A 24,169-nucleotide genomic window follows, 5' to 3' on the forward strand; every position below is an offset into this window, starting at 1 on the left:
TCCTGACTTCTGTACAAGGAGAACGCCATCCATGACCGGTTCACGGATCGTCGCGCTCGGGCACTACCAGCCCGCCAAGGTGCTCACCAACGCGGACCTGGCGGCCATGGTCGACACCAGCGACGAGTGGATCCGCAGCCGCGTCGGGATCGAGACCCGGCATGTGGCGGGTCCCGACGAGCCGGTCGACGAGCTGGCCGCGCACGCCGGCGCCAAGGCGCTGGCCTCGGCGGGTCTGACACCCGCCGACATCGACCTCGTGCTGGTCGCCACCTCCACGGCGATCGACCGCTCCCCGAACACGGCGGCCCGTGTCGCGGCACGCCTCGGCATGGGCTCGCCCGCCGTCATGGACCTCAATGTCGTCTGCGCGGGCTTCACGCACGCGCTCGCCACGGCCGACCACACCGTACGGGCCGGTGCCGCGAGCCGCGCCCTGGTCATCGGCGCCGACAAGATGGCCGACATCACCGACTGGACCGACCGCACCACCTGTGTGCTCGTCGGCGACGGCGCGGGCGCCGCGGTCATCGAGGCGACCGGGCCGGGTGAGGAACCCGGGATCGGTCCGGTCCTGTGGGGCTCGGTCCCGGAGATGGGCCATGCCGTACGTATCGAAGGCACCCCGCCCCGCTTCGCGCAGGAGGGTCAGTCCGTGTACCGCTGGGCCACCACCCAGCTCCCTCCCATCGCCCGCAAGGTCTGCGAGCGGGCGGGCGTCACCCCCGAGGAGCTCGCCGCGGTCGTCCTGCACCAGGCGAATCTGCGGATCATCGAGCCCGTCGCCCAGAAGATCGGCGCCGTCAACGCCGTGATCGCCCGCGATGTGGTGGAGTCCGGCAACACCTCGGCGGCCTCGATCCCGATGGCGCTCTCCAAGCTTGTCGAACGCGGCGAGATCGAGTCGGGCGATCCGGTACTGCTCTTCGGCTTCGGCGGGAATCTCTCCTACGCGGGTCAGGTCATTCGCTGCCCCTGATCAGGGGGTGCGGCTTCCTGACGACAGTGGTTGTGGCCGTGCATGACGTCCGGCTCCGGCGGCGCGCATAGCTGTGGCCGAAGAGGGCGCGCCGACGGTAGCCGGAGCGGGGCACACTGAACCGCATGACGGCGAAGCGAAGCGCGGGCCTGCTGCTGTTCCGCGAGCGGGGTACGGACGTCGAGGTCCTCATCGGTCATATGGGAGGACCGTTCTGGCGGGGCCGGGACGATGGCGCCTGGTCCGTGCCGAAGGGCGAGTACAACCCGGACGAGGAGCCGATGGCCGCCGCGCGGCGTGAGTTCGAGGAGGAGCTCGGTCTGGCGCCTCCCGACGGCAGCTGGCTGCCGCTGGGCGAAGCCCGCCAGCCGAGTGGCAAGATCGTCACCGTCTGGGCGCTCGAGGGCGACCTCGACACGGACCTCGTCGTGCCGGGCACCTTCACCATGGAGTGGCCGCGAGGATCGGGCCGTGTACAGGAGTTCCCGGAGATCGACCGAGCCGAGTGGTTCGGCCTCGAAGAGGCGGGGGAGAAGCTGGTCACCGGTCAGCGGGTCTTCGTCGACCGGCTGGCTGAGCTCCTGGACTCCGGCCGGAGGTGACCCGGGCTCCGGCGCAGGAGGGGCGACCGGCCCCGGCCAGAAGGGACGGTGCTCCTCCTGGCCGAGCCGGCCGGACAGGTGCACCGCCGGTGCGCCGGTACGTACCACCGGCGCGGCGAGTCCTGAGAGTTCAGCCGCCCCCTGTGCCCGGCGGGAGACGGCCCGGTCGGAACGCCTGCGACGTCGTGGGTGAGGCCTCGCCGTGGACGTCAACTCTCCTGTACGTCGCTGTGCCTGTCCTCTGCCGAGCTGTCCCAGGTCACGTTCGTCCTGTACCGGATCGGTGTGCCGGACGCGACAAGCCCGTTCGCGCTGATGGCCGCAGCCGGATCGGTCAGGGTGCTGAAAAGGCCGCCGGCGGGAGCCGCCGCGTAACGGGCAAAGCCGAGCTGGTCCGGCGTCACGGTCGTGGGATAGAAAACCGCGTCACCGGTCATCGTGAAGGAGCCGCGCGTCGTGTTCTTTCGTTTCCTGCCAGGTATCACGGAACAGAGCGAAAAGGTGTCGTCGCCCTGATCGGCGACATTGCCCTCGGCATCCACCTGCCACAGCTCCCAGTACTGAGTAACAGTGGCGAACGCGTTGGACCCTTTGGACGTGATGTAGGAGTCGATGGCCCCGCCCTGCAGGGGGGTCCAGGCGTCGGCCTCAAAATTCTCCACGGCGAAGCGCCTGGTGATTTTCTGGATGATCAATCCCTGTTGGGGGTTGTTGACGTTCCACTTCCGCCTCCTTTCGAAGAACCCGCATTCACCCTCGAGATCGTCTGCGGCCAAGTGGGAGGCACTCAGCACCGGAGCCGCGCCGGAGGCGGGCGCACGCTGCACGGTCGCGTTCCCGTCGTGGGCCGTCATCGTGCTGCTGACCGGCGTTCGATCCTTTTCCGGCCGGCTGTTCGTCGTGCCGGGCAACGGCCGGCTCAGCACTTCGGTGGCGTTGGCCTCTGCCGCGCGTTCGAACCGGTCCGACGGATCGGAAACCCTGAGCCCGCTGCCGTTGTCGGTTCCCGCGACAGCGCCCTGGCGCTGCTGGATCACGTGGGTCAGCTCATGGGCAAGGGTGTGTTTGTCGGCCCCGCCGTCACCGATGACGACATGGCTTCCTGAGGTGTAGGCGCGGGCACCGACCTCGGCCGCGGAAGCACGGGCCGCGCCGTCGGTGTGCAGGCGCACGTCGGAGAAGTCGGCGCCGAGACGGGCCTCCATCTCCTGACGCACCGGCTCCTCCAGCGGACTCCCGGAGGTGCGCAGCACGCCGTGGACGGCGGAACGCTGCACCGGGGCCGGTTCGTTGTGCTGGTGGCCGCAGTCGGCACCGTGCTGATGCCGTGCCTCCTCGATCAGGCGGGCCACCGTCGCGTTCCCGGCGGTGCGTTGCAGGGCGAGGAGTCCCTGCGGGGACATGGCCGTGTGCTCCGGCCCGCCCAGGTCCGGTGCCCTCGTGGCAGCAGGGGCCGTCGTGCGCCGGGATGCCTCGGCCTCCGAGTGCCCGTCGGTATCACGTGCGCGCATCGAGGCGCCCCTTTCTCTGTTGCGGAGTCACCCATCCTGAATACCTGCTCCACCGGACACCGCACCAGGTACGCCAGGGCAGAACCCGGTGCACGCGTGAACACCTCACGGGTCTCGCGCCCCTCTCGATGGAACGCTTGGCGCACAACCTCCGGCGACGATCAGGGCTTTGTCCCGAGTGTGGAGAAAGTTGAGTCGGAACTGCGCGCAAGTTCTTCCCAGTTGGGGAAAGCGCTGCTACGTTCCCCACCAAAGCCCGACGGAGACGGCCACAAGGCGGGGAGGGGCACGTGAGACGTATGACCGCTCGACCCGCGAACGCGCACCAGGCGCGACTGCTCAGGCTGCTGCGCGACGGCGGGCCCAACTCCCGTGCCCAGCTCGGCGATCAGGTCGATCTGTCGCGCTCCAAGCTCGCCGTGGAGGTCGACCGTCTTCTGGAGACCGGGCTCGTGGTCGCGGACGGCCTGGCCGCCTCGCGCGGCGGGCGCCGCTCGCACAACATCCGGCTCGCGCCCGCGCTCCGCTTCCTCGGCGTGGACATCGGCGCCACCTCGATCGACGTGGCCGTCACCAACGCCGAGCTCGAAGTGCTCGGCCACCTCAACCAGCCCATGGACGTACGGGAGGGCCCGGTCGCAGTCTTCGAGCAGGTGCTGTCGATGGCGGCCAAGCTCAGGGCATCCGGGCTCGCCGAAGGCTTCGACGGCGCGGGCATCGGTGTCCCCGGTCCGGTCCGCTTCCCGGAGGGCGTGCCGGTCGCGCCCCCGATCATGCCGGGCTGGGACGGCTTCCCGGTGCGCGAGGCGCTCAGCCAGGACCTCGGCTGCCCCGTCATGGTCGACAACGATGTGAACCTGATGGCGATGGGGGAGCAGCACGCCGGCGTCGCGCGCTCCGTGGGCGACTTCCTCTGCGTCAAGATCGGCACGGGTATCGGCTGCGGCATCGTCGTCGGCGGTGAGGTCTACCGCGGTACGACCGGCAGTGCCGGCGACATCGGCCATATCCAGGTGGAACCGGACGGCCGCGCCTGTGCCTGTGGCAACAAGGGCTGCCTGGAGGCCCACTTCAGCGGTGCCGCGCTCGCCCGTGACGCCGAGGACGCGGCGCGCACCGGCCGGTCGGAGGAGCTTGCCGCCCGGCTGGAGGCGGCCGGGAGACTGACTGCCGTCGACGTGGCCGCCGCAGCTGCCGCCGGTGATGCCACCTCGCTCGAGCTCATCCGCGAGGGCGGCAACCGCGTCGGCCAGGTCATCGCCGGACTCGTCAGTTTCTTCAACCCGGGGCTCGTGGTGATCGGCGGCGGGGTGACCGGCCTCGGCCACACGCTGCTGGCCAGCGTACGCACCCAGGTCTACCGGCAGTCGCTGCCGCTGGCCACCGGCAATCTCCCCATCGTGCTGGGCGAGTTGGGGCCGGCCGCCGGAGTGATCGGCGCGGCCAGACTCATCAGCGACCACCTGTTCTCGCCGGCCTGATACCGGGCCGGTCGATCGCACGACGCCCGACGTGCCGAAAGGCGCGAGCACCACCAGCACCACGAGTGCCACCGCACAGCACGACCACCACGCCCTGCCCGCTCACCGGCCGCACCCGCCGAGGGGATTTGTCATGGCACCAGAACCACCCCTGCTCACCATGTCCGGCATCACCAAGTCCTTCCCCGGCGTCCGCGCCCTCGACGGCGTGGATATCGAGGTCCGGCCCGGCGAGGTCCACTGCCTCCTCGGCCAGAATGGCGCCGGCAAGTCCACCCTGATCAAGGTGCTCGCCGGAGCCCATCAGCCGGACGGCGGACAGATAACCTGGCGAGGCGGAGCGGTCTCCCTCAAGTCGCCCATCGCCGCCATGCGGCTCGGGATCGCCACCATCTACCAGGAGCTCGACCTCGTGGAGGGGCTCTCGGTCGCCGAGAACGTCTTCCTCGGGCACGAGCCGACCTCGGCCGGTTTCGTCGTACGTGGCCGCGAGGCCAGGTCGGCAACAGGCAAACTGCTGAAGCGACTTGGCCACCTCGAGATCGATCCCGCCCGCCGCGTCGGCGACCTCTCGGCCGCCCAGCGGCAGATCGTCTCCATGGCGCGCGCCCTCTCCCACGACGTACGCCTCATCGTCATGGACGAACCCTCGGCCGCACTCGACCCCGACGAAGTCGACAATCTCTTCCGTATCGTCGGGAGCCTGACCGACGACGGGGTGGCCGTCGTCTACATTTCCCACCGCCTCGAGGAGATCCGGCGCATCGGCGACCGGGTGACCGTACTCAAGGACGGCCGGGCGGTCGCCGTCGGTCTGCCCGCACGGGACACCCCCACCCGCGACATCGTTGCCATGATGACCGGCCGCAATGTCGAGTACGTCTTCCCCGAGCGGACCCGGAACGCACGGAGGGCGGCCCGGGAACCGGTTCTGCGGGTCGAAGGGCTCACCAGGAAGGGCGAGTTCGCCCCTGTCGACCTCGAACTGCGGCCCGGCGAGATCGTCGGTCTCGCCGGACTTGTCGGCTCCGGACGCTCCGAGATCCTGGAGACGATCTACGGCGCCCGCAGACCCAGCGGGGGACGTGTCCTCGTCGACGGCAGCCCCCTGCGGCCCGGCAGTGTCCGCGCCGCCGTTCGCGCCGGAATCGGGCTCGCCCCCGAGGAGCGCAAGGCGCAGGGACTGCTGATGCTGGAGTCCGTCACCCGCAATGTCTCGGTCTCCACTCTCTCCCGCTTCTCCCGGGGCGGCTGGCTCGACCGCAAGGAGGAACGCGCGGCGGCACAGCGGGCGACCAGGGATCTCTCCTTGCGTCCCGACAACCCCGACGCCCGTATTCGCACCCTGTCCGGCGGCAACCAGCAGAAGGCCGTGCTCGCGCGCTGGCTGCTGCGCGGCTGCCGGGTACTGCTGCTCGACGAGCCGACCCGGGGCGTCGATGTCGGTGCGCGCGCCGAGCTCTACGCCGTGATCCGCCGGCTGGCCGACGAAGGCCTCGCCGTACTTCTCGTATCCAGCGAAGTGCCCGAGGTGCTGGGCCTCGCAGACCGGGTGCTGGTGCTCCGCGAGGGCAGCGTCGTGCACACGGCCGACGCTCGGGAGCTCGATGAGCACCGCGTACTCGACCTTGTGATGGAAGGGAGCCCGACGGCATGACGCAGCCAGCCTCTCCGGCGCAGCAGGACGCGCCGACAGCAGCCGCCAAGTCGGCGCCACTCAATGGCAGTTGGCGTCGATCCCTTGGGCTGCGCGCCGATGTCCGCAATCTCTCGCTGCTCGGCGTCCTCGCCGTCCTGATCGCCGTCGGCGGCATCACCAAGCCCGACGCATTCCTCGATTCGAGCAACCTTCAGCTCGTGCTGACCCAGGCCTCCATCATCGGCGTGGTCACCGTGGGCATGACCTTTGTGATCACCAGCGGCGGCATCGACCTGTCGGTCGGCGCGATCGTCGCGCTCGCCTCGGTATGGGCGACAACGTTGGCAACACAGGAGTACGGCTTCGCGGGCATCCTCTTCACCGCGGTCGTCGTCGGGCTGGGCTGCGGTCTTGTGAACGGATTGCTCATCGCGTACGGCGGGATGGTGCCGTTCATCGCGACACTCGCCATGCTCGCCTCCGCCCGCGGACTCGCCCTCCAGATCACGGACGGCAAGACCCAGATGGTCACCGTGAACTCCGTACTCGACCTCGGTATCAAGGACGCCAACATCCTCGGCGTTCCGCCGCTGGTCCTGGTCTTCGCGGCGGTGACGGTCATCGGCTGGCTGCTGCTGAACCGTACGACCTTCGGACGGCGGACCGTCGCGGTCGGCGGCAACGCGGAGGCCGCCCGGCTCGCCGGTATCGATGTACGCAGGCAGCGGCTGTATCTGTATCTGCTCTCCGGACTGTGCTGCGGAATCGCCGCCTTCATGCTGATCGTTCTCGCCGGATCCGGACAGAACACCAACGGCAATCTCTACGAACTCGACGCCATCGCCGCGGCGATCATCGGCGGCACACTGCTCAGCGGCGGCCGCGGCACCATCGTCGGCTCGGTACTCGGTGTCCTCGTCTTCACCACCATCACCAACATCTTTGCTCTCAACAACCTGGAGAGCGCCGTCCAGCAGATCGCCAAGGGCGCGATCATCGTCGCCGCCGTCCTGGTGCAGCACCGCACGCTGCGGGGCGGCGAGGCCTGACCAGGCACGCCGTCCCCTCCCGCCTCCCCCCATCTGTCGCACCGCCCAGCCGAAGGGTTGATCCGTCATGCCAGAAATCCCAGCCACCAGCCGCCGAGGTCTGCTCTTCGGGACCGCCGCCGTCTCCGCCGGCGCGCTGCTGACCGCCTGCACGAGCAACGAGCCCAAGCAGTCGGCAGCCGCGACGAACAATGCGCCGGCCGCCGACGACAAGCCGGGCAAGGCCGTCACGATCGGCTTCGCAGGACCGCAGGCCGATCACGGCTGGCTCAACGCCATCAACGAGAACGCCACTTCGCGGGCGAAGAAGTACTCCGAGGTGACCCTCGAGATCACCGAGGGATCCAACGACACCGCGGCCCAGATCGGCCAGGTCCAGACGCTGATCAACAAGAAGGTCGACGTCCTGGTGATCCTGCCCGCCGACGGCAAGGCCCTCACCCAGGTCGGTCTCCAGGCCATGAAGGCCGGCATCCCCGTCATCAACCTGGACCGGATCTTCGCCTCGCCGCAGGCCTACCGGTGCTGGATCGGCGGTGACAACTACGGCATGGGGCTCAACGCCGGCAACTACATCGGTGAGCAGCTCAAGGACAAGCCGAACGCCAAGGTCATCGAGCTCGCCGGGCTCGACAACCTGGAGCTCACCAAGCAGCGCACCCAGGGCTTCGACGACGCGCTGAAGAACTACCCCAACATCAAGAAGGTCGCCCGTCAGGCGGCCGACTTCACCGTCGAGTCCGGTCAGGCGAAGATGGCACAGCTCCTCCAGGCACAGAAGCAGTTCGACGCCCTGTGGAACCACGACGACGACCAGGGCGTGGGCGCGCTGCGCGCCATCGCGCAGGCCGGCCGCAAGGACTTCCTGATGGTCGGCGGCGCCGGCGCCAAGTCCGCGATGGACGCCATCAAGGCCGACAACAGCGTACTGAAGGCCACTGTCCTCTACCCGCCCACGATGGCCGCCTCCGCCATCGACCTCGCCCGGGCATTGGGCCAGTCCAAGGGAGTCAGCGGGATGTCCGAACTGGAGATCCCCGCCTCGATCACCCTCTACTCAGCCGTCGTGACCAAGGAGAACGTCGGCGAGTACCTGCCCACCGGCTTCAGCTGACCGGCCTGCCCGCCCCCACCGAGCATCCGATGAGGAGGAACCCGTATGGAACAGAGGGACAGTGAGGCCGCTCCGCCGACGCTGGGCGTCGGCATGGTCGGTTACGCGTTCATGGGCGCCGCCCACTCACAGGGGTGGCGCACCGCGGGACGCGTCTTCGATCTGCCGATGCGGCCGGTCCTCGCGGCGATCGGCGGTCGTGACGCGACCGCCGTGCGGGCCGCGGCCGCCAAGCACGGCTGGGCCGCGGCGGAGACCGACTGGCGCGCTCTCGTGACCCGGGACGATGTGCAGCTCGTCGACATCTGCACACCGGGTGACAGCCATGCGGAGATAGCGGTCGCGGCGCTGGAGGCGGGCAAGCACGTCCTGTGCGAGAAGCCGCTCGCCAACTCCGTCACCGAGGCGGAGGCGATGGTCGCGGCGGCAGAACAGGCTGGCACGCGAGGCCAGTTGGCGATGGTCGGGTTCAACTACCGGCGGGTGCCGGCCATCGCGTACGCCCGGCGGCTGATCGCCGACGGCAGGCTCGGGACACTGCGGCATGTGCGCTTCACCTATCTGCAGGACTGGCTGGTCGATCCCCAATTCCCGCTCACCTGGCGGCTCGAGCGCGAGCACGCCGGTTCCGGGGCGCTCGGTGACCTTGGTGCGCACATTGTGGACCTCGCGCAGTATCTGGCGGGGGAGCCGCTGGTCGGTGTCTCGGCGCTGTCGGAGACCTTCGTACGGGAGCGGCCCCTGCTCGCAGGGGCCTCGGCCGGACTCTCCGCCTCCGGCGGCCTCGAGCGGGGGCCGGTCACCGTCGACGACGCGGCGCTGTTCACCGGGCGGCTGGCCTCGGGGGCACTCGCCTCCTTCGAGGCCACCAGGATGGCCTCGGGCCGCAAGAACGCCCTGCACCTCGAAATCAACGGTCAGCTGGGGTCGTTGGCGTTCGACCTGGAGCGGCTGAACGAGCTGTCGTTCCACGACCACACCGAGCCGGCCCCCTCATCCGGCTTCCGGCGGATCCTGGTCACCGAGCCGGAGCATCCGTACCTGGCGGCGTGGTGGCCGCCCGGTCATGCCCTCGGCTACGAGCACACCTTCGCCCACCAGGCGCGCGATCTGGTCGAGGCGATCGCAGCGGGCACCGACCCCGAGCCGTCGTTCGCCGACGGGCTTCAGGTGCAGCGGGTGCTCGCCGCGGTGGAGGAGAGCGCCGCGAAGAACGCGGTCTACACGCCTGTGCAGACGCCGCTGGAGACATCCCCGAGGACACCCGTTGACACACCTGCGAAGGCACCCGCGGAGACTGGCGCGAAGTCACCCGTGGAGACACCCGTACAGGCACAGGCTTAGGAGGTCCGATGCCACGTCCGTTCACGCTCTTCACCGGCCAGTGGGCCGATCTGCCGCTGGAGGAGGTCTGCCGGCTCGCCCGCGACTTCGGCTACGACGGTCTTGAACTGGCCTGCTGGGGGGACCACTTCGAGGTCGACAAGGCGCTCGCCGACCCCTCGTATCTCGACGGGCGGCACGCACTGCTCGACAAGTACGGGCTCACGTGCTGGGCGATCTCCAACCATCTGGTCGGGCAGGCCGTCTGCGACAGCATCATCGACGAACGCCACGAGGCGATCCTGCCCGCGCGGATCTGGGGCGACGGCGAACCCGAGGGCGTACGTCAGCGGGCCGCGGCCGAGATCAAGGACACGGCACGGGCCGCGGCCGCCTTCGGGGTCCGTACCGTCATCGGCTTCACCGGCTCGTCGATCTGGCATCTGGTGGCGATGTTCCCGCCGGTGCCGGAGCGCATGATCGAGCGCGGCTACGAGGACTTCGCCGAGCGCTGGAACCCCGTCCTCGACGTCTTCGACGCGGAGGGCGTGCGCTTCGCCCACGAAGTGCACCCCAGTGAGATCGCGTACGACTACTGGACCACGAAGCGGGCGCTGGAGGCGGTCGGCAACCGGCCGGCCTTCGGGCTCAACTTCGACCCGAGCCACTTCGTATGGCAGGACCTCGACCCCGTCGGCTTCCTCTACGACTTCCGGGACCGGATCTACCACGTGGACTGCAAGGAAGCCCGTAAGCGTCTCGACGGCCGCAACGGCCGGCTCGGCTCCCATCTGCCGTGGGGCGATCCGCGGCGCGGATGGGACTTCGTGTCGGCGGGACATGGCGAGGTCCCGTGGGAGGACGTCTTCCGGATGCTGCGCTCGATCGGCTACGACGGCCCGATCTCGGTGGAGTGGGAGGACGCGGGCATGGACCGGCTGACAGGCGCTCCACAAGCGCTTGCCGACTTGAAGCGGTTCGATTTCGATCCGCCAACGGCCTCCTTCGACGCGGCATTCGGAGGCGGCGACTAGCTCATCAGGCCTGCTCCGAGCCCGGCGGCGGACAAGCCGCCGGGCCGGTCCGGCCTGCCCATGTCTGTCTTTGTCCTGCGGTGGGAAAAAGTTGAAGTTCCCTGCCGCACAAGGGCTTTCCGTCCCGGATGAACCCGGATACGGTCCATGAGGTGTACAGGACATAGGTGGTCCCCGGTGTGACGGCGCACTCCGGATCCCACGGTGATCAGCCCGGTGCGCGGTGCAAGGCGCGCACCCCACCGAGACCGCGCACCCAGAGCGCGGACCGAGCGCGCTCCACCCGCAGCCTGCCCGGCGATTGAGGGCAGAGCACCGCCCCGCCCGTTCGACCGGCCACTCCCGGAGGACATTCGTGCACAGGAAAAGGCTCAGAGCCCGCAAGGCGCTCGCACTCCTCACCGGCACTCTTCTCGCCGTCACCTCGCTCGCCCTCACCGCGCCGCAGATCGCGGCCGCCGCCGACCCCGAACCGGCCGCGGCCGCGGCCGCGGAGGAATTCCAGCAGGTCACCCTCGCCAAGGGCGGTGAGGAGACAGGTGAGCCCATGTCGCTGGCCGTACTGCCCGACCGCAGCGTGCTGCACACCTCACGCAACGGCGAGCTGCGGATGACCGACAGCGCCGGCAACACCCGCGTCGTCGGCACCATCCCCGTCTACTCGCACGACGAGGAAGGTCTCCAGGGCGTCGGCCTCGACCCCAAGTTCAGCGAGAACCGCTTTGTCTACCTCTACTACGCACCGCCGCTGAACACCCCCGCGGGCGATGCCCCGAACACGGGCACACCTGCGGACTTCGCGAAGTTCGACGGTGTCAACCGTCTCTCGCGCTTTGTCCTCAAGGCCGACGGCACCCTCGACAACGCCAGCGAGAAGAAGGTCATCGACATCCCGGCGACCCGCGGCATCTGCTGCCACGTCGGCGGCGACATCGACTTCGACGCCCAGGGCAATCTGTATCTGTCGACCGGTGACGACTCCAACCCCTTCGCCTCCGACGGATACACGCCGATCGACGAGACGCCCGGCCGCAACCCGGCCTACGACGCCCGCCGCACCTCCGGCAACACCAACGACCTGCGCGGCAAGCTTCTGCGGATCAAGGTCAATGACGACGCGTCGTACTCCGTCCCCGACGGCAACCTCTTCGCGCCGGGGACGGACAAGACCCGGCCCGAGATCTATGCCATGGGCTTCCGCAACCCCTTCCGGTTCAGCGTCGACAAGAAGACCGGCATCGTCTACGTCGGTGACTACGGCCCCGACGCGGGCGCGGCCGACCCCGAGCGCGGACCGGCCGGACAGGTCGAGTTCGCGCGGGTGACCAAGCCGGGCAACTTCGGCTGGCCGTTCTGCACCGGCAAGAACGACCCGTACATCGACTACGACTTCGCCACCAAGACCTCGGGGGCGACTTTCGACTGCGCCGCGCCCAAGAACGAGTCGCCGTACAACACCGGCCTGGTCGACCTGCCGCCCGCGCAGCCGGCCTGGATTCCGTACGACGGCGGCTCCGTGCCCGAGTTCGGCACCGGATCCGAGTCCCCGATGGGCGGACCCGTCTACCGTTACGACGCCGCCTCGACCTCCCCGGTGAAGTTTCCCCAGGCGTACGACGGCGACTTCTTCGCCGGTGAGTTCGGCCGGCGCTGGATCAAGCGCATCGAGCAGGGCGAGGACGGCGCGGTCCAGTCCATCAACCCCGTCCCGTGGACCGGCACCCAGATCATGGACATGGCCTTCGGCCCGGACGGTGCGCTGTATGTACTCGACTACGGCACCGCCTGGTTCGGCGGCGACGAGAATTCCGGGCTCTACCGGATCGAGAACGCCACCGGCGGACGCTCCCCGGTCGCCGAGGCCGCCGCGAACAAGACCTCCGGCAAGGCGCCGCTCAAGGTCGCCTTCTCCTCCGCCGGCACCGGCGACGGTGACGGCGACACCCTCACCTACGCCTGGGACTTCGGCGACGGCGGCACGTCCACCGAGGCGAACCCCACATACACGTACAAGAAGAACGGCACCTACACGGCCACGGTGACCGCCAAGGACCCCAGCGGCCGCACCGGTTCCGCCGGCGTCCATGTGGTCGTGGGCAACACCGCGCCCAACGTGACCCTGGAACTCCCTGCGGAGGGAGCCCTTTTCAGCTTCGGTGACGAGATTCCGTTCAAGGTGACGGTCACCGACCCCGAGGACGGGGCCATCGACTGCGCCAAGGTGAAGGTGACCTACATCCTGGGTCACGACAGCCACGGCCATCCCATCACCTCCGCGGGCGGCTGCACCGGCACCATCAAGACCTCCGCCGACGGCGGCCACGACGCGGACGCCAATATCTTCGGAGTCTTCGACGCCGAGTACACCGACGGCGGTGGCGGCGGCCAGGCCGCGCTCACCAGCCACGACCAGGCACAGTTGCAGCCGCGTCACCGGCAGGCCGAGCACTACAACAACTCCCTGGGCATCAAGGTCTACGACAAGGCGAGCGCCCACGGAGGCAGGACGGTCGGCGACATCAACAACAACGACTGGATCTCCTTCAAGCCGTACAACCTGACAGGCTCCACCAAGCTCACCGCCCGGATCTCCTCCGGCGGCACCGGCGGCTTCCTCGAGGTGCGCACCGGATCGGCGAACGGTCAGATCCTCGGCTCGGCGCCCGTGCCCGTCACCGGCAGCTGGGAGACCTTCCAGGACATCGACATACCCCTGCGGGCCGTCCCGAAGAAGACGACCGAACTGTTCCTGGTCTTCAAGGGCGGCGACGGGGCGCTCTACGACGTCGACGACTTCGAGCTCTCCAACAGCGCACCGGACAGGACCGCCAAGCGCGTCCTGGTCTTCTCCAAGACCGCCGGCTTCCGCCACGACTCCATACCGACCGGTATCGCCGCGCTGAAGGAACTCGGCAGGACCAGCAACATCACGGTCGACGCCACCGAGGAGGCAGCCCAGTTCACCACCGGCAACCTCGCCAGGTACGACGCCGTCGTGTTCCTCTCCACCACCGGTGATGTGCTGGGCGCCGACCAGCAGAAGGCGTTCGAGAACTACGTCTCCACCGGCGGCGGCTACATGGGTGTGCACGCCGCGGCCGACACCGAGTACGACTGGGCCTTCTACGGCGGGCTCGTCGGCGCCTACTTCGCCTCCCACCCGCAGATCCAGCCCGCCACCGTGCGGGTCGAGGACCACACCCATCCATCGACCGCGCACCTGGGCGACGCCTGGGAGCGCACCGACGAGTGGTACAACTACCGCACCAATCCCCGTACGCAGGCCCGCGTGCTGGCAACCCTGGACGAGACCAGCTACCAGGGCGGCACCATGAAGGGCGACCACCCGATCGCCTGGTGCCAGACCTACCAGGGCGGCCGAGCCTTCTACACCGGCGGCGGCCACACCAAGGAGTCGTACGCCGAACCGGCCTTCCGCACACACCTGCTGGGCGGACTGCGCTACGCGGCAGGGCAGGTCAAGGCCGACTGCAAGCCGAAGACGGGATACCGGCCGATCTTCAACGGGAAGACACTGGAGGGCTGGAAGCAGGCCGGGCCCGGGAAGTTCGGTGTCGTCGACGGCGAACTGCGCTCCGAGGGCGGCATGGGCATGCTCTGGTACCAGGCCAAGGAGCTGAAGTCGTACTCGCTGAAGCTCGACTGGAAGATGGCGGGCGACGACAACTCCGGTGTCTTCGTCGGCTTCCCGGCCTCCGACGATCCCTGGTCAGCGGTGAACAACGGCTACGAGGTGCAGATCGACGCCACCGACGCGGCCGATCGCACCACCGGCGCCGTCTACGGCTTCAAGTCCGCCGACATCAAGGCCCGCGACCGCGTCCTGCGGCCCCCGGGCCAGTGGAACAGCTACGAGATCCGGGTTCAGGGTGAACGCCTGCAGATCTTTCTCAACGGCGTGAAAGTCAACGACTTCACCAACACCGACCCGGTGCGCAGCCTGAAGGACGGCTACATCGGCATCCAGAACCACGGCGCCGACGATCAGGTGTCCTTCCGCGACATCCAGCTCAGGGAGCTGCCCTCCTAGGCGCATCCCGTCAGACGGCGGCGGGCGGGGAGGCGCCGTACCCCCCGCCCGCCGTCCACCACACCGAATGGCAGGAAGGCAGCCCGTGTCCGCTGAAACAAGTGGCAGTGTTGGAGTCTGGTTCGTCGGAGCACGAGGCTCCGTCGCCACCACCGCGGTGGCAGGATGCGCGGCCGTCACCGCCGGGCTGCACCCGCCGACCGGGATGGTGACCGAAACCCCGCCCTTCGCCGGGGCCAGGCTGCCCGCCCTGTCCTCGCTCGTCTTCGGCGGACACGACACCGCCCACTGTCCGCTGCCCAAGCGGGCCGAGGAACTGACCGCGGCGGGCGTGCTGCCGCACGGCCTCGCGGCAGCGGTACGCGGTGAACTGACCGCAGTCGACCAGGAGATACGAACGGGTGGACCGCAGTCGTCCGGCGACACCCGGACCGACGAGGAGCTCATCGGCGCCTTCACCGCGGACCTGACCGACTTCCGGGAGCGGCAGGGGCTGGCCCGGGTCGTCGTCGTCAATGTCTCCTCCACCGAACCGCAGCCCGCGCCGGACGCGGTACGGCTGCCGCCCAGCTCCCTCTACGCGGCCGCCGCGCTCGGGGCCGGCTGCCCCTATGTCAACTTCACCCCCTCCACCGGGCTGCGCACCGCGGCCCTCACCGACGCCGTCGTGGCCAGTGGACTTCCCCACGCGGGCCGCGACGGCAAGACAGGCCAGACGCTGCTCCGTTCCGTGCTCGCCCCGATGTTTGTGCAACGCGCCCTGTCCGTACGGGCCTGGTCGGGCACGAACCTGCTGGGCGGCGGGGACGGAGCGGCGCTGGCCGACCCGGGCGCGGCGGCCGCGAAGAACGCCGGCAAGGAGCGCGTACTCTCCGACACGCTGGGCCACGCCCCCGAGGGCGAGGTCCATATCGACGACGTGCCGGCGCTCGGCGACTGGAAGACCGCGTGGGACCACATCGCCTTCGAAGGTTTCCTGGGCTCGCGGATGATCCTCCAGACCATCTGGCAGGGCTGCGACTCGGCGCTCGCGGCCCCGCTGGTCCTGGACCTGGTAAGGCTGGTGGCCCGCGCCCATGAGGCGGGCATCTCGGGTCCGCTCCCCGAACTGGGCTTCTACTTCAAGGACCCGGACGGCGGCCCGGCGGGCCTGTCCCAACAGTTCGAGGCACTGCTGTCGTTCGCCGACCGGCTGCGGGAGGCCCGGTGACGGGATTCCTCTCGATGCGCTTCCCGCGGGGCTCGGCGACGGAGCCCCTCCCCAGCCGCGAGCCGCTGCGCCGGACTCCGCCCGCAGGTCGCGGTTACCGGCGGACTCCCGGGCGGGACGGGTCCGGCGCGATGCGGGCCTGGGCGGAACTTCTCCGCGTCTCCGCACTGTTCACGGTCCCGGGCGACGCGCTGGCCGGCGCGGCCGCTCTCGGCATCCGCCCCAACCGCGGCACGGCTCTCGCGGTGGGAGCCTCGCTGTGCCTCTACGAGGCGGGCATGGCCCTCAACGACTGGGCGGACCGCGAAGAGGACACGGTGGACCGCCCGCACCGGCCCATCCCCTCGGGACGCATCACCCCGGCGGCGGCGCTCACGGCGGCCGGCGCGCTGACGGCGGCCGGCCTGGCGCTTGCGTCCCGCGCGGGGTGCCCCGCCTTGGCGGTGGCGACAGCGTTGTCGGCGACGGTCTGGTCGTACGACCTCCACTTCAAGCACACGGCAGGCGGCCCGGCGGCGATGGCTGCGGCGAGGGGGCTGGACCTGGTGCTGGGTGCGGTGGCGACGGGCGCGGCGCCGCGTGGTGCGCGTGGTGCTCGTGGTGCGGCCCTCGTCGCGCTGCCGTCCGCCGCCGTGCTCGCGGGACACACCTACGCCGTCACCGCCGTATCGCGCCACGAGGCGCAGGGCGGCTCAACGGCCGTACCCCTCGCCGCACTTGCGGCGAATCTGGGGCTCGGCGCCCTCGTGTCCCGCGTCCAGCGAGTCTCAGTCCTCGCGCCGCGAGGAGCGCCCGCCGGGCGGCCTGGCCCCCAGCTGCCCGTCCCGGGCCCGGGGTCCGGGGGCCTGCCCCCAACGCGGCGGAGCCGTATATCGATACAGCCCGCAAGGGGCGGGTCAGGGGAAAGCACCTCGCGGTCATCCCGGCCCCCCGCACTCATGGACCCCCTCACCCCCACCCGCGTCCTGGCCACCGCGCTTGCCGCCGCCTACATCCGCACCGCCGCCAAACCCCTCCTCCACGCGGCCCTGAACCCGTCCCCACAGCTCACCCAGCGCGCCGTCGGTGGCGGAATCCGGGCCGTGATCCCGCTCCAGGCCGCCCTCGCAGCCCGCACCGGCGCGGGGGCGACCGCCCTCGCGCTCATGGGACTCGTACCGCTCGCCCGCAAGCTCGCACGGAAGGTGAGCCCGACATGAGCCCCGACACCAGACACACCGATCTGCGCCTCGGCTACGGCACCAACGGTCTCACCGACCTCCGCCTCGACGATGCCCTCGCGCTCCTCGCCGACCTCGGCTACGACGGCGTCGGACTGACCCTCGACCATATGCACCTCGACCCGCTCGCCCCCGGCCTCGCCGCCCGCACCCGCCATGTGGCCAGGAAACTTGGCGAGTCGGGCCTCGGCGTCACCATCGAGACCGGCGCCCGCTATGTCCTCGACCCCCGCCGCAAACACGGGCCTTCGCTCCTCGACCCCGAGCCCGAAGGCCGCGCCGCCCGCACCACATTGCTGATCACCGCCGTGCGGGTCGCCGCCGACCTCGGCGCCCACGCCGTGCACTGCTTCAGCGGCATCACCCCCGCGGACACCCCCACCGATACCGCATGGCAGCGGCTGGAAGGGGCTCTCGCCCCCGTCCTCGACGCCGCGGCGGACGCCGGCATCCCGCTCGCCGTCGAGCCCGAGCCCGGTCACCTTCTCGCCACGCTCGCCGACTTCCACCACCTCCGCGGCCTCCTCGGCGACCCCGACCCCCTCGGGCTCACCCTTGACATCGGTCACTGCCAGTGCCTGGAACCCGGCGCACCCGCGGACTGCGTCCGCAATGCCGCGCCCTGGCTGCGGCACGTCCAGATCGAGGACATGCGCCGCGGCGTCCATGAACACCTTCCGTTCGGAGACGGGGAGATCGACTTCCCGCCTGTCCTGGAAGCCCTCGCCGCCACCGGCTACCAGGGCCTCACCGTTGTCGAGCTGCCCCGTCACTCACACGCGGGGCCCGAACTCGCCCGCGACTCCATCGAGTTCCTCCGCTCACAGGTCCTGCCGAAGGGAGCACCGGAATGGTGACGCCGAGCCGCAAGGAACTCGACGCCCAGCTCGACGGAGCCGCCCGCACCTGGCTCTCCGACGCACTCGCCGAGGCCGCCCGGGCCGCCCTTGCGCCGCCGGTCGCCCCCTCCCCGTACGCCGCACACACCTGGGAGCTCCGGTTCGCCGCCGCCGGCCGGCACTGCGGCCAGGACCGGGCCGACGCCGTACGCACCCTGCTTCTCATCGAGGCCCGCGCCGACCTGGACACCCTCACCCGCCTCTACCGGCAGGGCACCGCCGCCGAACGCCGCGCGGTGATCCTCGCCCTGCACCACCTGGTCGTGGGCCCCGAAGTCCTGCCGCTCGTCGAGGACGCCCTGCGCACCAACGATCCCCGGCTGGTGGCGGCGGCCGTCGGACCGTACGCCGCCGCTCACCTCGATCCGCACTCCTGGCGGCACGCTGTCCTCAAGTGCCTGTTCACCGGCGTGCCCGTGGACGCCGTCGCAGGCCTGAGCAGCCGCGCCGCGGGCGACGGCGAGCTGGCCAGGATGCTGGCCGACTACGCCGCCGAGCGCACCGCCGCCGGCCGCGACGTGCCTCCCGACCTCAATCGCGTGCTGACCCTGACCGGCGAGCAGTCCGAGGAGTCCTGATGCGCATCTTCGACCCCCACATCCATATGACCTCCCGCACCACCGACGACTACCAGGCGATGTACGCCGCCGGTGTCCGCGCCCTCGTCGAACCGTCCTTCTGGCTCGGTCAGCCCCGCACCTCGCCTGCCAGCTTCTTCGACTACTTCGACGCCCTGTTGGGCTGGGAGCCCTTCCGAGCCGCCCAGTACGGCATCGCCCACCACTGCACGCTCGCGCTCAACCCCAAAGAGGCCAACGACCCCCGCTGCACACCCGTCCTCGATGCCCTGCCCCGCTATCTCGTCAAGGATTCCGTCGTCGCGGTCGGCGAGATCGGCTACGACTCGATGACCCCCGCCGAGGACATCGCGCTGGCCGCCCAGCTCCAGCTCGCCGCCGACCACGGACTGCCCGCCCTGGTCCACACCCCGCACCGGGACAAGCTCGCCGGACTGCACCGCACCGTCGACGTCATCGGCGAATCGAACCTGCCCACGGAACGCGTCCTGCTCGACCACCTCAATGAGACGACCGTAAAGCACGCCACTGACAGCGGCTGCTGGCTCGGCTTCTCCATCTACCCCGACACCAAGATGGACGAGGACCGGATGGTCACGGTTCTCAAGGCGTACGGAACGGAGAAGGTCCTGGTCAACTCGGCCGCGGACTGGGGCAAGAGCGATCCGCTCAAGACCCGCAAGGTCGGCGAAGCGATGCTCGCCGCCGGTTTCACCGAGGACGACGTCGACCAGGTTCTGTGGCGCAACCCCGTCGCCTTCTACGGCCTCAGCGGCCGCCTCCAGCTCGACATCCCGGGACCGCGGACCCTGCACGAGGGCAACTCCATACTCCGCGGCGGGGAATGAGGAGGCAGACACATGCGCTTCCGCCATCCCGACGGCGCCACCGTCCACCTCTCCTACTGCACCAACGTCCACCCCGCGGAAACCCTCGACGGCGTACTCGCCCAGCTCCGCGACCACTGCGAGCCGGTACGCAAACGACTCGGCCGCGACCGGCTCGGCATCGGCCTCTGGCTCGCCAAGGACGCCGCTCACTCCCTGATCACCGACCCGGCCGCGCTGCGCGGCCTGCGCGCCGAACTCGAACACCGCGGCCTCGAGGTCGTCACCCTCAACGGATTCCCGTACCAGGGATTCGGCGCCGCAGAGGTCAAGTACCGCGTCTACAAGCCGGACTGGACCGACCCCGAACGCCTCGCCCACACCACCGACCTGGCCCGTCTCCTCGCCGCTCTCCTCCCCGACGACATCACCGAGGGCACCATCTCCACCCTCCCGCTCGCCTGGCGCACCTCCTTCGACGACACGGCAGCCGGGAACGCCCACACCGCCCTGATCACCCTCGCCGAGCGCCTCGACGCACTCGAGGAACTCACCGGCAAGTCGATTCGCATCGGCCTGGAGCCCGAGCCCGGATGCACGATCGAGATCACCGCCGACGCGATCGCACCCCTCACGACCATCGCGGCGGCAACTGCCCCGGGGCGGATCGGCATCTGCGTCGACACCTGCCATCTCGCCACCTCCTTCGAAGACGCCGGCGCAGCCCTCGCAGCCCTCGTCGCGGCCGGCGTCACCATCCCCAAGGCGCAGTTGTCCGCCGCCCTGCACGCCGAGGAACCTCATCTCCCCGAGGTACGCGCGGCGTTGGCCGCCTTCGCCGAGCCTCGCTTCCTCCACCAGACCCGCACCCTTCCCCGTGCCCCCCGAGCGGGGGAGACCCCGTCCGCCACAGGACTGGTCGGCACCGACGATCTCGACGAAGCCCTCGGCGGCACGGCGCTGCCCGACGGCGCCCCCTGGCGCGCCCACTTCCACGTCCCCCTGCACGCGCCGCCCGCGCCTCCGCTTACCTCCACCCTCTCCGTGCTCCTGGACACGCTGAAACGGCTCGTCGGCGGCCCGAACCCGCTCACCCGGCACCTCGAGGTCGAGACCTACACCTGGCAGGCCCTCCCGCCCGAGTTGCGCCCCCGCAACCGCACCCAGCTCACCGACGGGATCGCCGCCGAACTCACCCTCGCCCGCGACCTGCTGATCGACCTCGGCCTCAAGGAGCTGCCATGACGCACCCCACGCCCACCCCGCTCCTGGTCCTGGACGTCGTCGGCCTCACCTCCCAGCTCCTCGAGCACATGCCACACCTCAAGTCCCTTGCCCGGTCCGGCTCGCAGGCACCCCTCTCCACCGTCCTCCCCGCCGTGACCTGCGCCGCCCAGTCCACTTTTCTCACCGGCGTCCTCCCCGCCGAGCACGGCATCGTCGCCAACGGCTGGTACTTCCGCGACCTCGGCGAGGTCCTGCTGTGGCGCCAGCACAACGGCCTCGTCTCCGGAGACAAGATCTGGGACGCCGCCCGCCGCGCCCACCCCGGCTACACCGTCGCCAACATCTGCTGGTGGTACGCCATGGGCGCGGACACCGACATCACCGTCACCCCCCGTCCCGTCTACTACGCCGACGGCCGCAAGGAACCCGACTGCTACACCCGGCCCCCCGAGCTGCACGACGAACTCACCGAGAAACTCGGCACCTTCCCCCTGTTCCACTTCTGGGGCCCGGGCGCCGACATCGTCTCCAGCCAGTGGATCGTCGACGCGACCCGCCACATCATGCGCACCCGACACCCCGACCTGACCCTTTGCTACCTCCCCCATCTCGACTACGACCTACAGCGCTACGGCCCCGACGATCCCCGCTCGTACCGGGCAGCCGCCGACCTCGACGCCGTCATCGCCCCGCTGCTGGACGAGGCCGGGCAGGAAGGCCGCACCGTCGTCGCCCTCTCGGAGTACGGCATCACCCGCGTCAGCCGCCCCGTCGACATCAACCGTGCTCTGCGCCGAGCGGATCTCCTCGAGGTCCACACCCAGGACGGTATGGAGTACCTCGACCCGATGGCCTCCCGCGCCTTCGCCGTCGCCGATCACCAGCTCGCGCACATCTATGTACGCCGCCCCGAAGACCTGGAAGCCACCCGTGCGGTACTCGACGGACTGCCGGGCATCGAGCAACTCCTCGACGACGAGGGCAAGAAGAGCCATGGCCTCGACCACCCCCGCTCCGGTGAACTCGTCGCCGTCGCCGAGCCCGATGCCTGGTTCACGTACTACTACTGGCTCGACGACGACCGGGCCCCCGACTTCGCCCAGCTCGTCGAGATCCACCGCAAACCCGGCTACGACCCCGCCGAGCTCTTCATGGACCCTCTCGACCCCTACGTACGCCTCAAGGCGGCCAAGGCCGTCGCCCGCAAGAAGCTCGGCATGCGCTACCGCCTCGCGGTCGTCCCCCTCGACCCGTCACCTATTCGCGGCAGCCACGGCCGCCTGCCCCCGAGCGGCGAAAGTGACACCGGACCGCTCATCCTCTGCTCCACCCCCCGCGCTGTCAGCGGCCGCGTCGCGGCCACCGATGTGAAGTCCCTGCTGCTTCAACTCGCTGGTCTCCACTGAAGCAGACACCACTGACAATCCGATCCCGGGAGATCCCATGAGCCGCACAAGCAAGGCCAACGACCCCGAACTCGCCCACAAGCTCAGCAGACGCGGCATGCTCGGCGTCGCCGCCGGCGCGACCGCGGCGGCCATCGTCGGCGCCGCGGCAGGTCCGGCCGCCGCCGCGGCCGCGACGAGTGCCGCCGCCCCCGGCCGCGGCCGCCCCGTCCTTCCCCCCGGCCGCCTCGGCACCCAGCTCTACTCCCTGCGCGACAAGGTCTCGAGCCTCGGCTTCGCCAAGGTCTTCGCCGAGCTGGAACGCTACGGCTACGACGAGATCGAGTACGCCGGCTACACCCAGGGCACCGGCCCCATCAGCCTCGCCCAGCTGAAGCAGCTCGCCCGCGACCACGGGCTGCGCGGCATCGGCAGTCACGTCGGCTATTACTCCGGCGACCCGAACGCCTACACCTTCGCGCAGAACCTCGACAAGGTCCTCGACGACGCCCAGGCGCTCGGCCTCCCGCACATCGGCACCGCATCCGGACCCTTCCGCTACGGCTCCACCGTCGATGCCTGGAAGCGGGCCGCCGAAGAGTTCAACACCTATGGAGCCGCCGCCAAGAAGCGTGGTCTGAAGTTCTACCAGCACAACCACGCCGAGGAGTTCTCCTTCGCCACCGACCAGCCGGACGTCCGCCTCTACGACGTGCTGCTCGCCGAGACCGACCCCGATCTGGTCTACCTCGAAATGGACATCTACTGGGCGTTCGTGGGCCAGTTCCGCTTCGGCAAGCGCGCCGACGGCACCCCCGCTCCCTTCGACCCTCTGCGATATGTCCTCAAGCAGCCCCACCGCTACCCGCTGTTCCACGTCAAGGACGGCACGCACGACGAGTCCGCCCGCGACGGCTACCGGATGGTGGACGTCGGGGACGGAGACATCGACTACAAGCGTTTCATCTCCGCGGTGAACAAGACTCACGGCGGCTACCACGACCACCACTGGCAGACCGAACACGACAACCCGGTCGAGTCGTTCGCGTTTGCCCGCAAATCCAGCGCGCACCTCCACTCGCTGCGCGAGAAGGGCTGCTGAGGGCCCGTACGGACCCGATTCGGGTCCGTACGGCACCGATTCGGGTCCGCGCAGTACCGATTCGGGTCCGCGCGGCGCCGATCCCGCGTCGGCGCGGGAATCCTGCTACCGGCCAGTAGAGGGAACGTAAGGTTCCGTCCATCATGGAACGCGAACATGTCAAAGGCCCTCCGTCCGTACGGGACGGAGGGCTTTCCCTGAGCTGTTCCGAGACGCAGGAGACCCCCCATGCATGCAGGCAAGTGGAGAATCCGGTCGGTGGCCACCGCCGCCGCGCTGGCGTTCACCATGGCCGCCCCGGTGGCAACGGCCGCGGACTCGACCGGGTCGGACCGCCCGGCGACCCCGGCCGCCGCCGCGCCGCAGCAGTCCGGCCGCGCCGGTGCGCTGCTCGCCGACGTCGACTACGGGACCTGGCAGCGTGATGTCGCCGACGTCATCGCCGTCGCTCGCCCCTACGTCGAGCAGCGCACCGTCAACACCTCCGGTGCGAAGCAGGCGATCGTCCTCGACATCGACAACACTTCGCTCGAGACGGACTTCCACCCCTTCTGGGAGTACCCGACCCCCGCGGTCAAGCCCGTTCTCGACCTGGTGCGTTACGCGAAGTCCCGCGGTGTGGACATCTTCTTCGTCACCGCCCGCCCGGGCATCATCTACTCGCTCACCGACTACAACCTGAAGAAGGTCGGGTACCCGGTCGACGGCCTCTACGTACGGGATCTGCCCGACCTCTTCAGCGAGGTCAGCGCGTACAAGACGGGCAAGCGGGCCGCGATCGAGGCGAGGGGCTACACGATCATCGCCAACATCGGCAACAACACGACCGATCTCGTGGGCGGCCACGCCGAGAAGACGTTCAAGCTGCCCGACTACAACGGCGACCTCTCGTAGTCGTCGGCACAACCGGGCACAGCAGCGGGGTGGCCGTCACGACC

19 protein-coding genes are annotated in these 24,169 nt (G+C 69.8%); 18 read left to right on the plus strand and 1 reads right to left on the minus strand.

The genetic code is table 11. The features are described 5' to 3' along the window. The first annotated feature begins 31 nt into the window (after positions 1-31). On the plus strand, positions 32-979 hold the full coding sequence (locus OG966_RS33325) for a beta-ketoacyl-ACP synthase III (protein WP_326653753.1): 948 nt from the start codon (positions 32-34) through the stop codon (positions 977-979). 125 nt (positions 980-1,104) lie between these two features. Further along, a complete protein-coding gene (locus OG966_RS33330) occupies positions 1,105-1,581 on the plus strand; it encodes an NUDIX domain-containing protein (RefSeq protein WP_326653754.1) in 477 nt (158 codons plus the stop codon). A 209-nt stretch (positions 1,582-1,790) separates the two neighbouring features. Here the strand turns inward: OG966_RS33330 and OG966_RS33335 are convergent, their stop codons facing one another. Beyond that, positions 1,791-3,092, minus strand: coding sequence for an eCIS core domain-containing protein (locus OG966_RS33335; protein ID WP_406730547.1), 1,302 nt, complete (start codon positions 3,090-3,092; stop codon positions 1,791-1,793). Positions 3,093-3,391: 299 nt separating this feature from the next. Here OG966_RS33335 and OG966_RS33340 point away from each other — a divergent pair, with 299 nt between their 5' ends. The 16 genes from OG966_RS33340 to OG966_RS33415 all read left to right on the plus strand — a co-directional run bounded on the left by OG966_RS33340 (position 3,392) and on the right by OG966_RS33415 (position 24,125). After that, on the plus strand, positions 3,392-4,573 hold the full coding sequence (locus OG966_RS33340) for an ROK family transcriptional regulator (protein ID WP_326653755.1): 1,182 nt from the start codon (positions 3,392-3,394) through the stop codon (positions 4,571-4,573). Between the two features lie 133 nt (positions 4,574-4,706). After that, the gene (locus OG966_RS33345; RefSeq protein ID WP_326653756.1) at positions 4,707-6,230 is read left to right on the plus strand and encodes a sugar ABC transporter ATP-binding protein; all 1,524 of its coding nucleotides are present in this window, start codon (positions 4,707-4,709) and stop codon (positions 6,228-6,230) included. Next, the gene (locus tag OG966_RS33350) at positions 6,227-7,261 is read left to right on the plus strand and encodes an ABC transporter permease (RefSeq protein ID WP_326653757.1); all 1,035 of its coding nucleotides are present in this window, start codon (positions 6,227-6,229) and stop codon (positions 7,259-7,261) included. Before OG966_RS33345 ends, OG966_RS33350 begins: the two co-directional genes overlap by 4 nt. 76 nt (positions 7,262-7,337) lie before the next feature. Beyond that, the gene (locus tag OG966_RS33355) at positions 7,338-8,375 is read left to right on the plus strand and encodes a substrate-binding domain-containing protein (RefSeq protein WP_326655480.1); all 1,038 of its coding nucleotides are present in this window, start codon (positions 7,338-7,340) and stop codon (positions 8,373-8,375) included. A 45-nt stretch (positions 8,376-8,420) separates the two neighbouring features. Beyond that, complete coding sequence (locus tag OG966_RS33360) at positions 8,421-9,719, plus strand: Gfo/Idh/MocA family protein (RefSeq protein ID WP_326653758.1); 1,299 nt, start codon at positions 8,421-8,423, stop codon at positions 9,717-9,719. An 8-nt stretch (positions 9,720-9,727) separates the two neighbouring features. Next, positions 9,728-10,732, plus strand: coding sequence for a sugar phosphate isomerase/epimerase family protein (locus OG966_RS33365; protein ID WP_326653759.1), 1,005 nt, complete (start codon positions 9,728-9,730; stop codon positions 10,730-10,732). A gap of 355 nt (positions 10,733-11,087) precedes the next feature. Beyond that, positions 11,088-14,783 (plus strand): ThuA domain-containing protein, encoded by a 3,696-nt coding sequence (locus tag OG966_RS33370; protein ID WP_326653760.1) that lies wholly within the window; start codon positions 11,088-11,090, stop codon positions 14,781-14,783. A 67-nt stretch (positions 14,784-14,850) separates the two neighbouring features. Continuing rightward, complete coding sequence (locus tag OG966_RS33375; protein ID WP_326653761.1) at positions 14,851-15,993, plus strand: inositol-3-phosphate synthase; 1,143 nt, start codon at positions 14,851-14,853, stop codon at positions 15,991-15,993. 14 nt (positions 15,994-16,007) lie between these two features. Then, positions 16,008-17,192, plus strand: a complete 1,185-nt coding sequence (locus OG966_RS33380) for an SCO3242 family prenyltransferase (RefSeq protein ID WP_406733690.1) — start codon at positions 16,008-16,010, stop codon at positions 17,190-17,192. After that, the gene (locus tag OG966_RS33385; protein ID WP_326653762.1) at positions 17,189-18,070 is read left to right on the plus strand and encodes a sugar phosphate isomerase/epimerase family protein; all 882 of its coding nucleotides are present in this window, start codon (positions 17,189-17,191) and stop codon (positions 18,068-18,070) included. The genes OG966_RS33380 and OG966_RS33385 overlap by 4 nt, the downstream gene beginning before the upstream one ends. Further along, positions 18,067-18,690, plus strand: coding sequence for an EboA domain-containing protein (locus OG966_RS33390; RefSeq protein WP_406733689.1), 624 nt, complete (start codon positions 18,067-18,069; stop codon positions 18,688-18,690). The genes OG966_RS33385 and OG966_RS33390 overlap by 4 nt, the downstream gene beginning before the upstream one ends. Further along, positions 18,690-19,538, plus strand: a complete 849-nt coding sequence (locus OG966_RS33395) for a TatD family hydrolase (protein WP_326653764.1) — start codon at positions 18,690-18,692, stop codon at positions 19,536-19,538. Before OG966_RS33390 ends, OG966_RS33395 begins: the two co-directional genes overlap by 1 nt. A gap of 12 nt (positions 19,539-19,550) precedes the next feature. Beyond that, entirely contained in the window at positions 19,551-20,762 is a 1,212-nt protein-coding gene (gene eboE / locus OG966_RS33400) for a metabolite traffic protein EboE (protein WP_326653765.1), read from the plus strand. Then, on the plus strand, positions 20,759-22,150 hold the full coding sequence (locus OG966_RS33405) for a nucleotide pyrophosphatase/phosphodiesterase family protein (protein ID WP_326653766.1): 1,392 nt from the start codon (positions 20,759-20,761) through the stop codon (positions 22,148-22,150). The genes eboE and OG966_RS33405 overlap by 4 nt, the downstream gene beginning before the upstream one ends. Positions 22,151-22,187: 37 nt before the next feature. Continuing rightward, positions 22,188-23,231: a sugar phosphate isomerase/epimerase family protein gene (locus tag OG966_RS33410; RefSeq protein ID WP_326653767.1), complete on the plus strand. Its 1,044-nt coding sequence runs from the start codon at positions 22,188-22,190 to the stop codon at positions 23,229-23,231. A gap of 228 nt (positions 23,232-23,459) precedes the next feature. Continuing rightward, positions 23,460-24,125, plus strand: a complete 666-nt coding sequence (locus OG966_RS33415) for an HAD family acid phosphatase (RefSeq protein ID WP_326653768.1) — start codon at positions 23,460-23,462, stop codon at positions 24,123-24,125. Positions 24,126-24,169 lie beyond the last annotated feature (44 nt).

The organism is Streptomyces sp. NBC_01750 (assembly GCF_035918095.1).
In the GTDB taxonomy this organism is placed as follows: domain Bacteria; phylum Actinomycetota; class Actinomycetes; order Streptomycetales; family Streptomycetaceae; genus Streptomyces.

What these genes read in the sequence shown, in the direction of transcription:
- OG966_RS33325 (WP_326653753.1), top strand. Translation starts at nt 32, where the DNA reads ATGACCGGTTCACGGATCGTCGCGCTCGGGCACTACCAGCCCGCCAAG.
- OG966_RS33360 (WP_326653758.1), top strand. Translation starts at nt 8,421, where the DNA reads ATGGAACAGAGGGACAGTGAGGCCGCTCCGCCGACGCTGGGCGTCGGC.
- OG966_RS33410 (WP_326653767.1), top strand. Translation starts at nt 22,188, where the DNA reads ATGAGCCGCACAAGCAAGGCCAACGACCCCGAACTCGCCCACAAGCTC.
- OG966_RS33405 (WP_326653766.1), top strand. Translation starts at nt 20,759, where the DNA reads ATGACGCACCCCACGCCCACCCCGCTCCTGGTCCTGGACGTCGTCGGC.
- eboE (WP_326653765.1), top strand. Translation starts at nt 19,551, where the DNA reads ATGCGCTTCCGCCATCCCGACGGCGCCACCGTCCACCTCTCCTACTGC.
- OG966_RS33340 (WP_326653755.1), top strand. Translation starts at nt 3,392, where the DNA reads ATGACCGCTCGACCCGCGAACGCGCACCAGGCGCGACTGCTCAGGCTG.
- OG966_RS33375 (WP_326653761.1), top strand. Translation starts at nt 14,851, where the DNA reads ATGGCAGGAAGGCAGCCCGTGTCCGCTGAAACAAGTGGCAGTGTTGGA.
- OG966_RS33330 (WP_326653754.1), top strand. Translation starts at nt 1,105, where the DNA reads ATGACGGCGAAGCGAAGCGCGGGCCTGCTGCTGTTCCGCGAGCGGGGT.
- OG966_RS33415 (WP_326653768.1), top strand. Translation starts at nt 23,460, where the DNA reads ATGCATGCAGGCAAGTGGAGAATCCGGTCGGTGGCCACCGCCGCCGCG.
- OG966_RS33380 (WP_406733690.1), top strand. Translation starts at nt 16,008, where the DNA reads ATGCGCTTCCCGCGGGGCTCGGCGACGGAGCCCCTCCCCAGCCGCGAG.
- OG966_RS33385 (WP_326653762.1), top strand. Translation starts at nt 17,189, where the DNA reads ATGAGCCCCGACACCAGACACACCGATCTGCGCCTCGGCTACGGCACC.
- OG966_RS33365 (WP_326653759.1), top strand. Translation starts at nt 9,728, where the DNA reads ATGCCACGTCCGTTCACGCTCTTCACCGGCCAGTGGGCCGATCTGCCG.
- OG966_RS33335 (WP_406730547.1), bottom strand. Translation starts at nt 3,092, where the DNA reads ATGCGCGCACGTGATACCGACGGGCACTCGGAGGCCGAGGCATCCCGG.
- OG966_RS33395 (WP_326653764.1), top strand. Translation starts at nt 18,690, where the DNA reads ATGCGCATCTTCGACCCCCACATCCATATGACCTCCCGCACCACCGAC.
- OG966_RS33345 (WP_326653756.1), top strand. Translation starts at nt 4,707, where the DNA reads ATGGCACCAGAACCACCCCTGCTCACCATGTCCGGCATCACCAAGTCC.
- OG966_RS33350 (WP_326653757.1), top strand. Translation starts at nt 6,227, where the DNA reads ATGACGCAGCCAGCCTCTCCGGCGCAGCAGGACGCGCCGACAGCAGCC.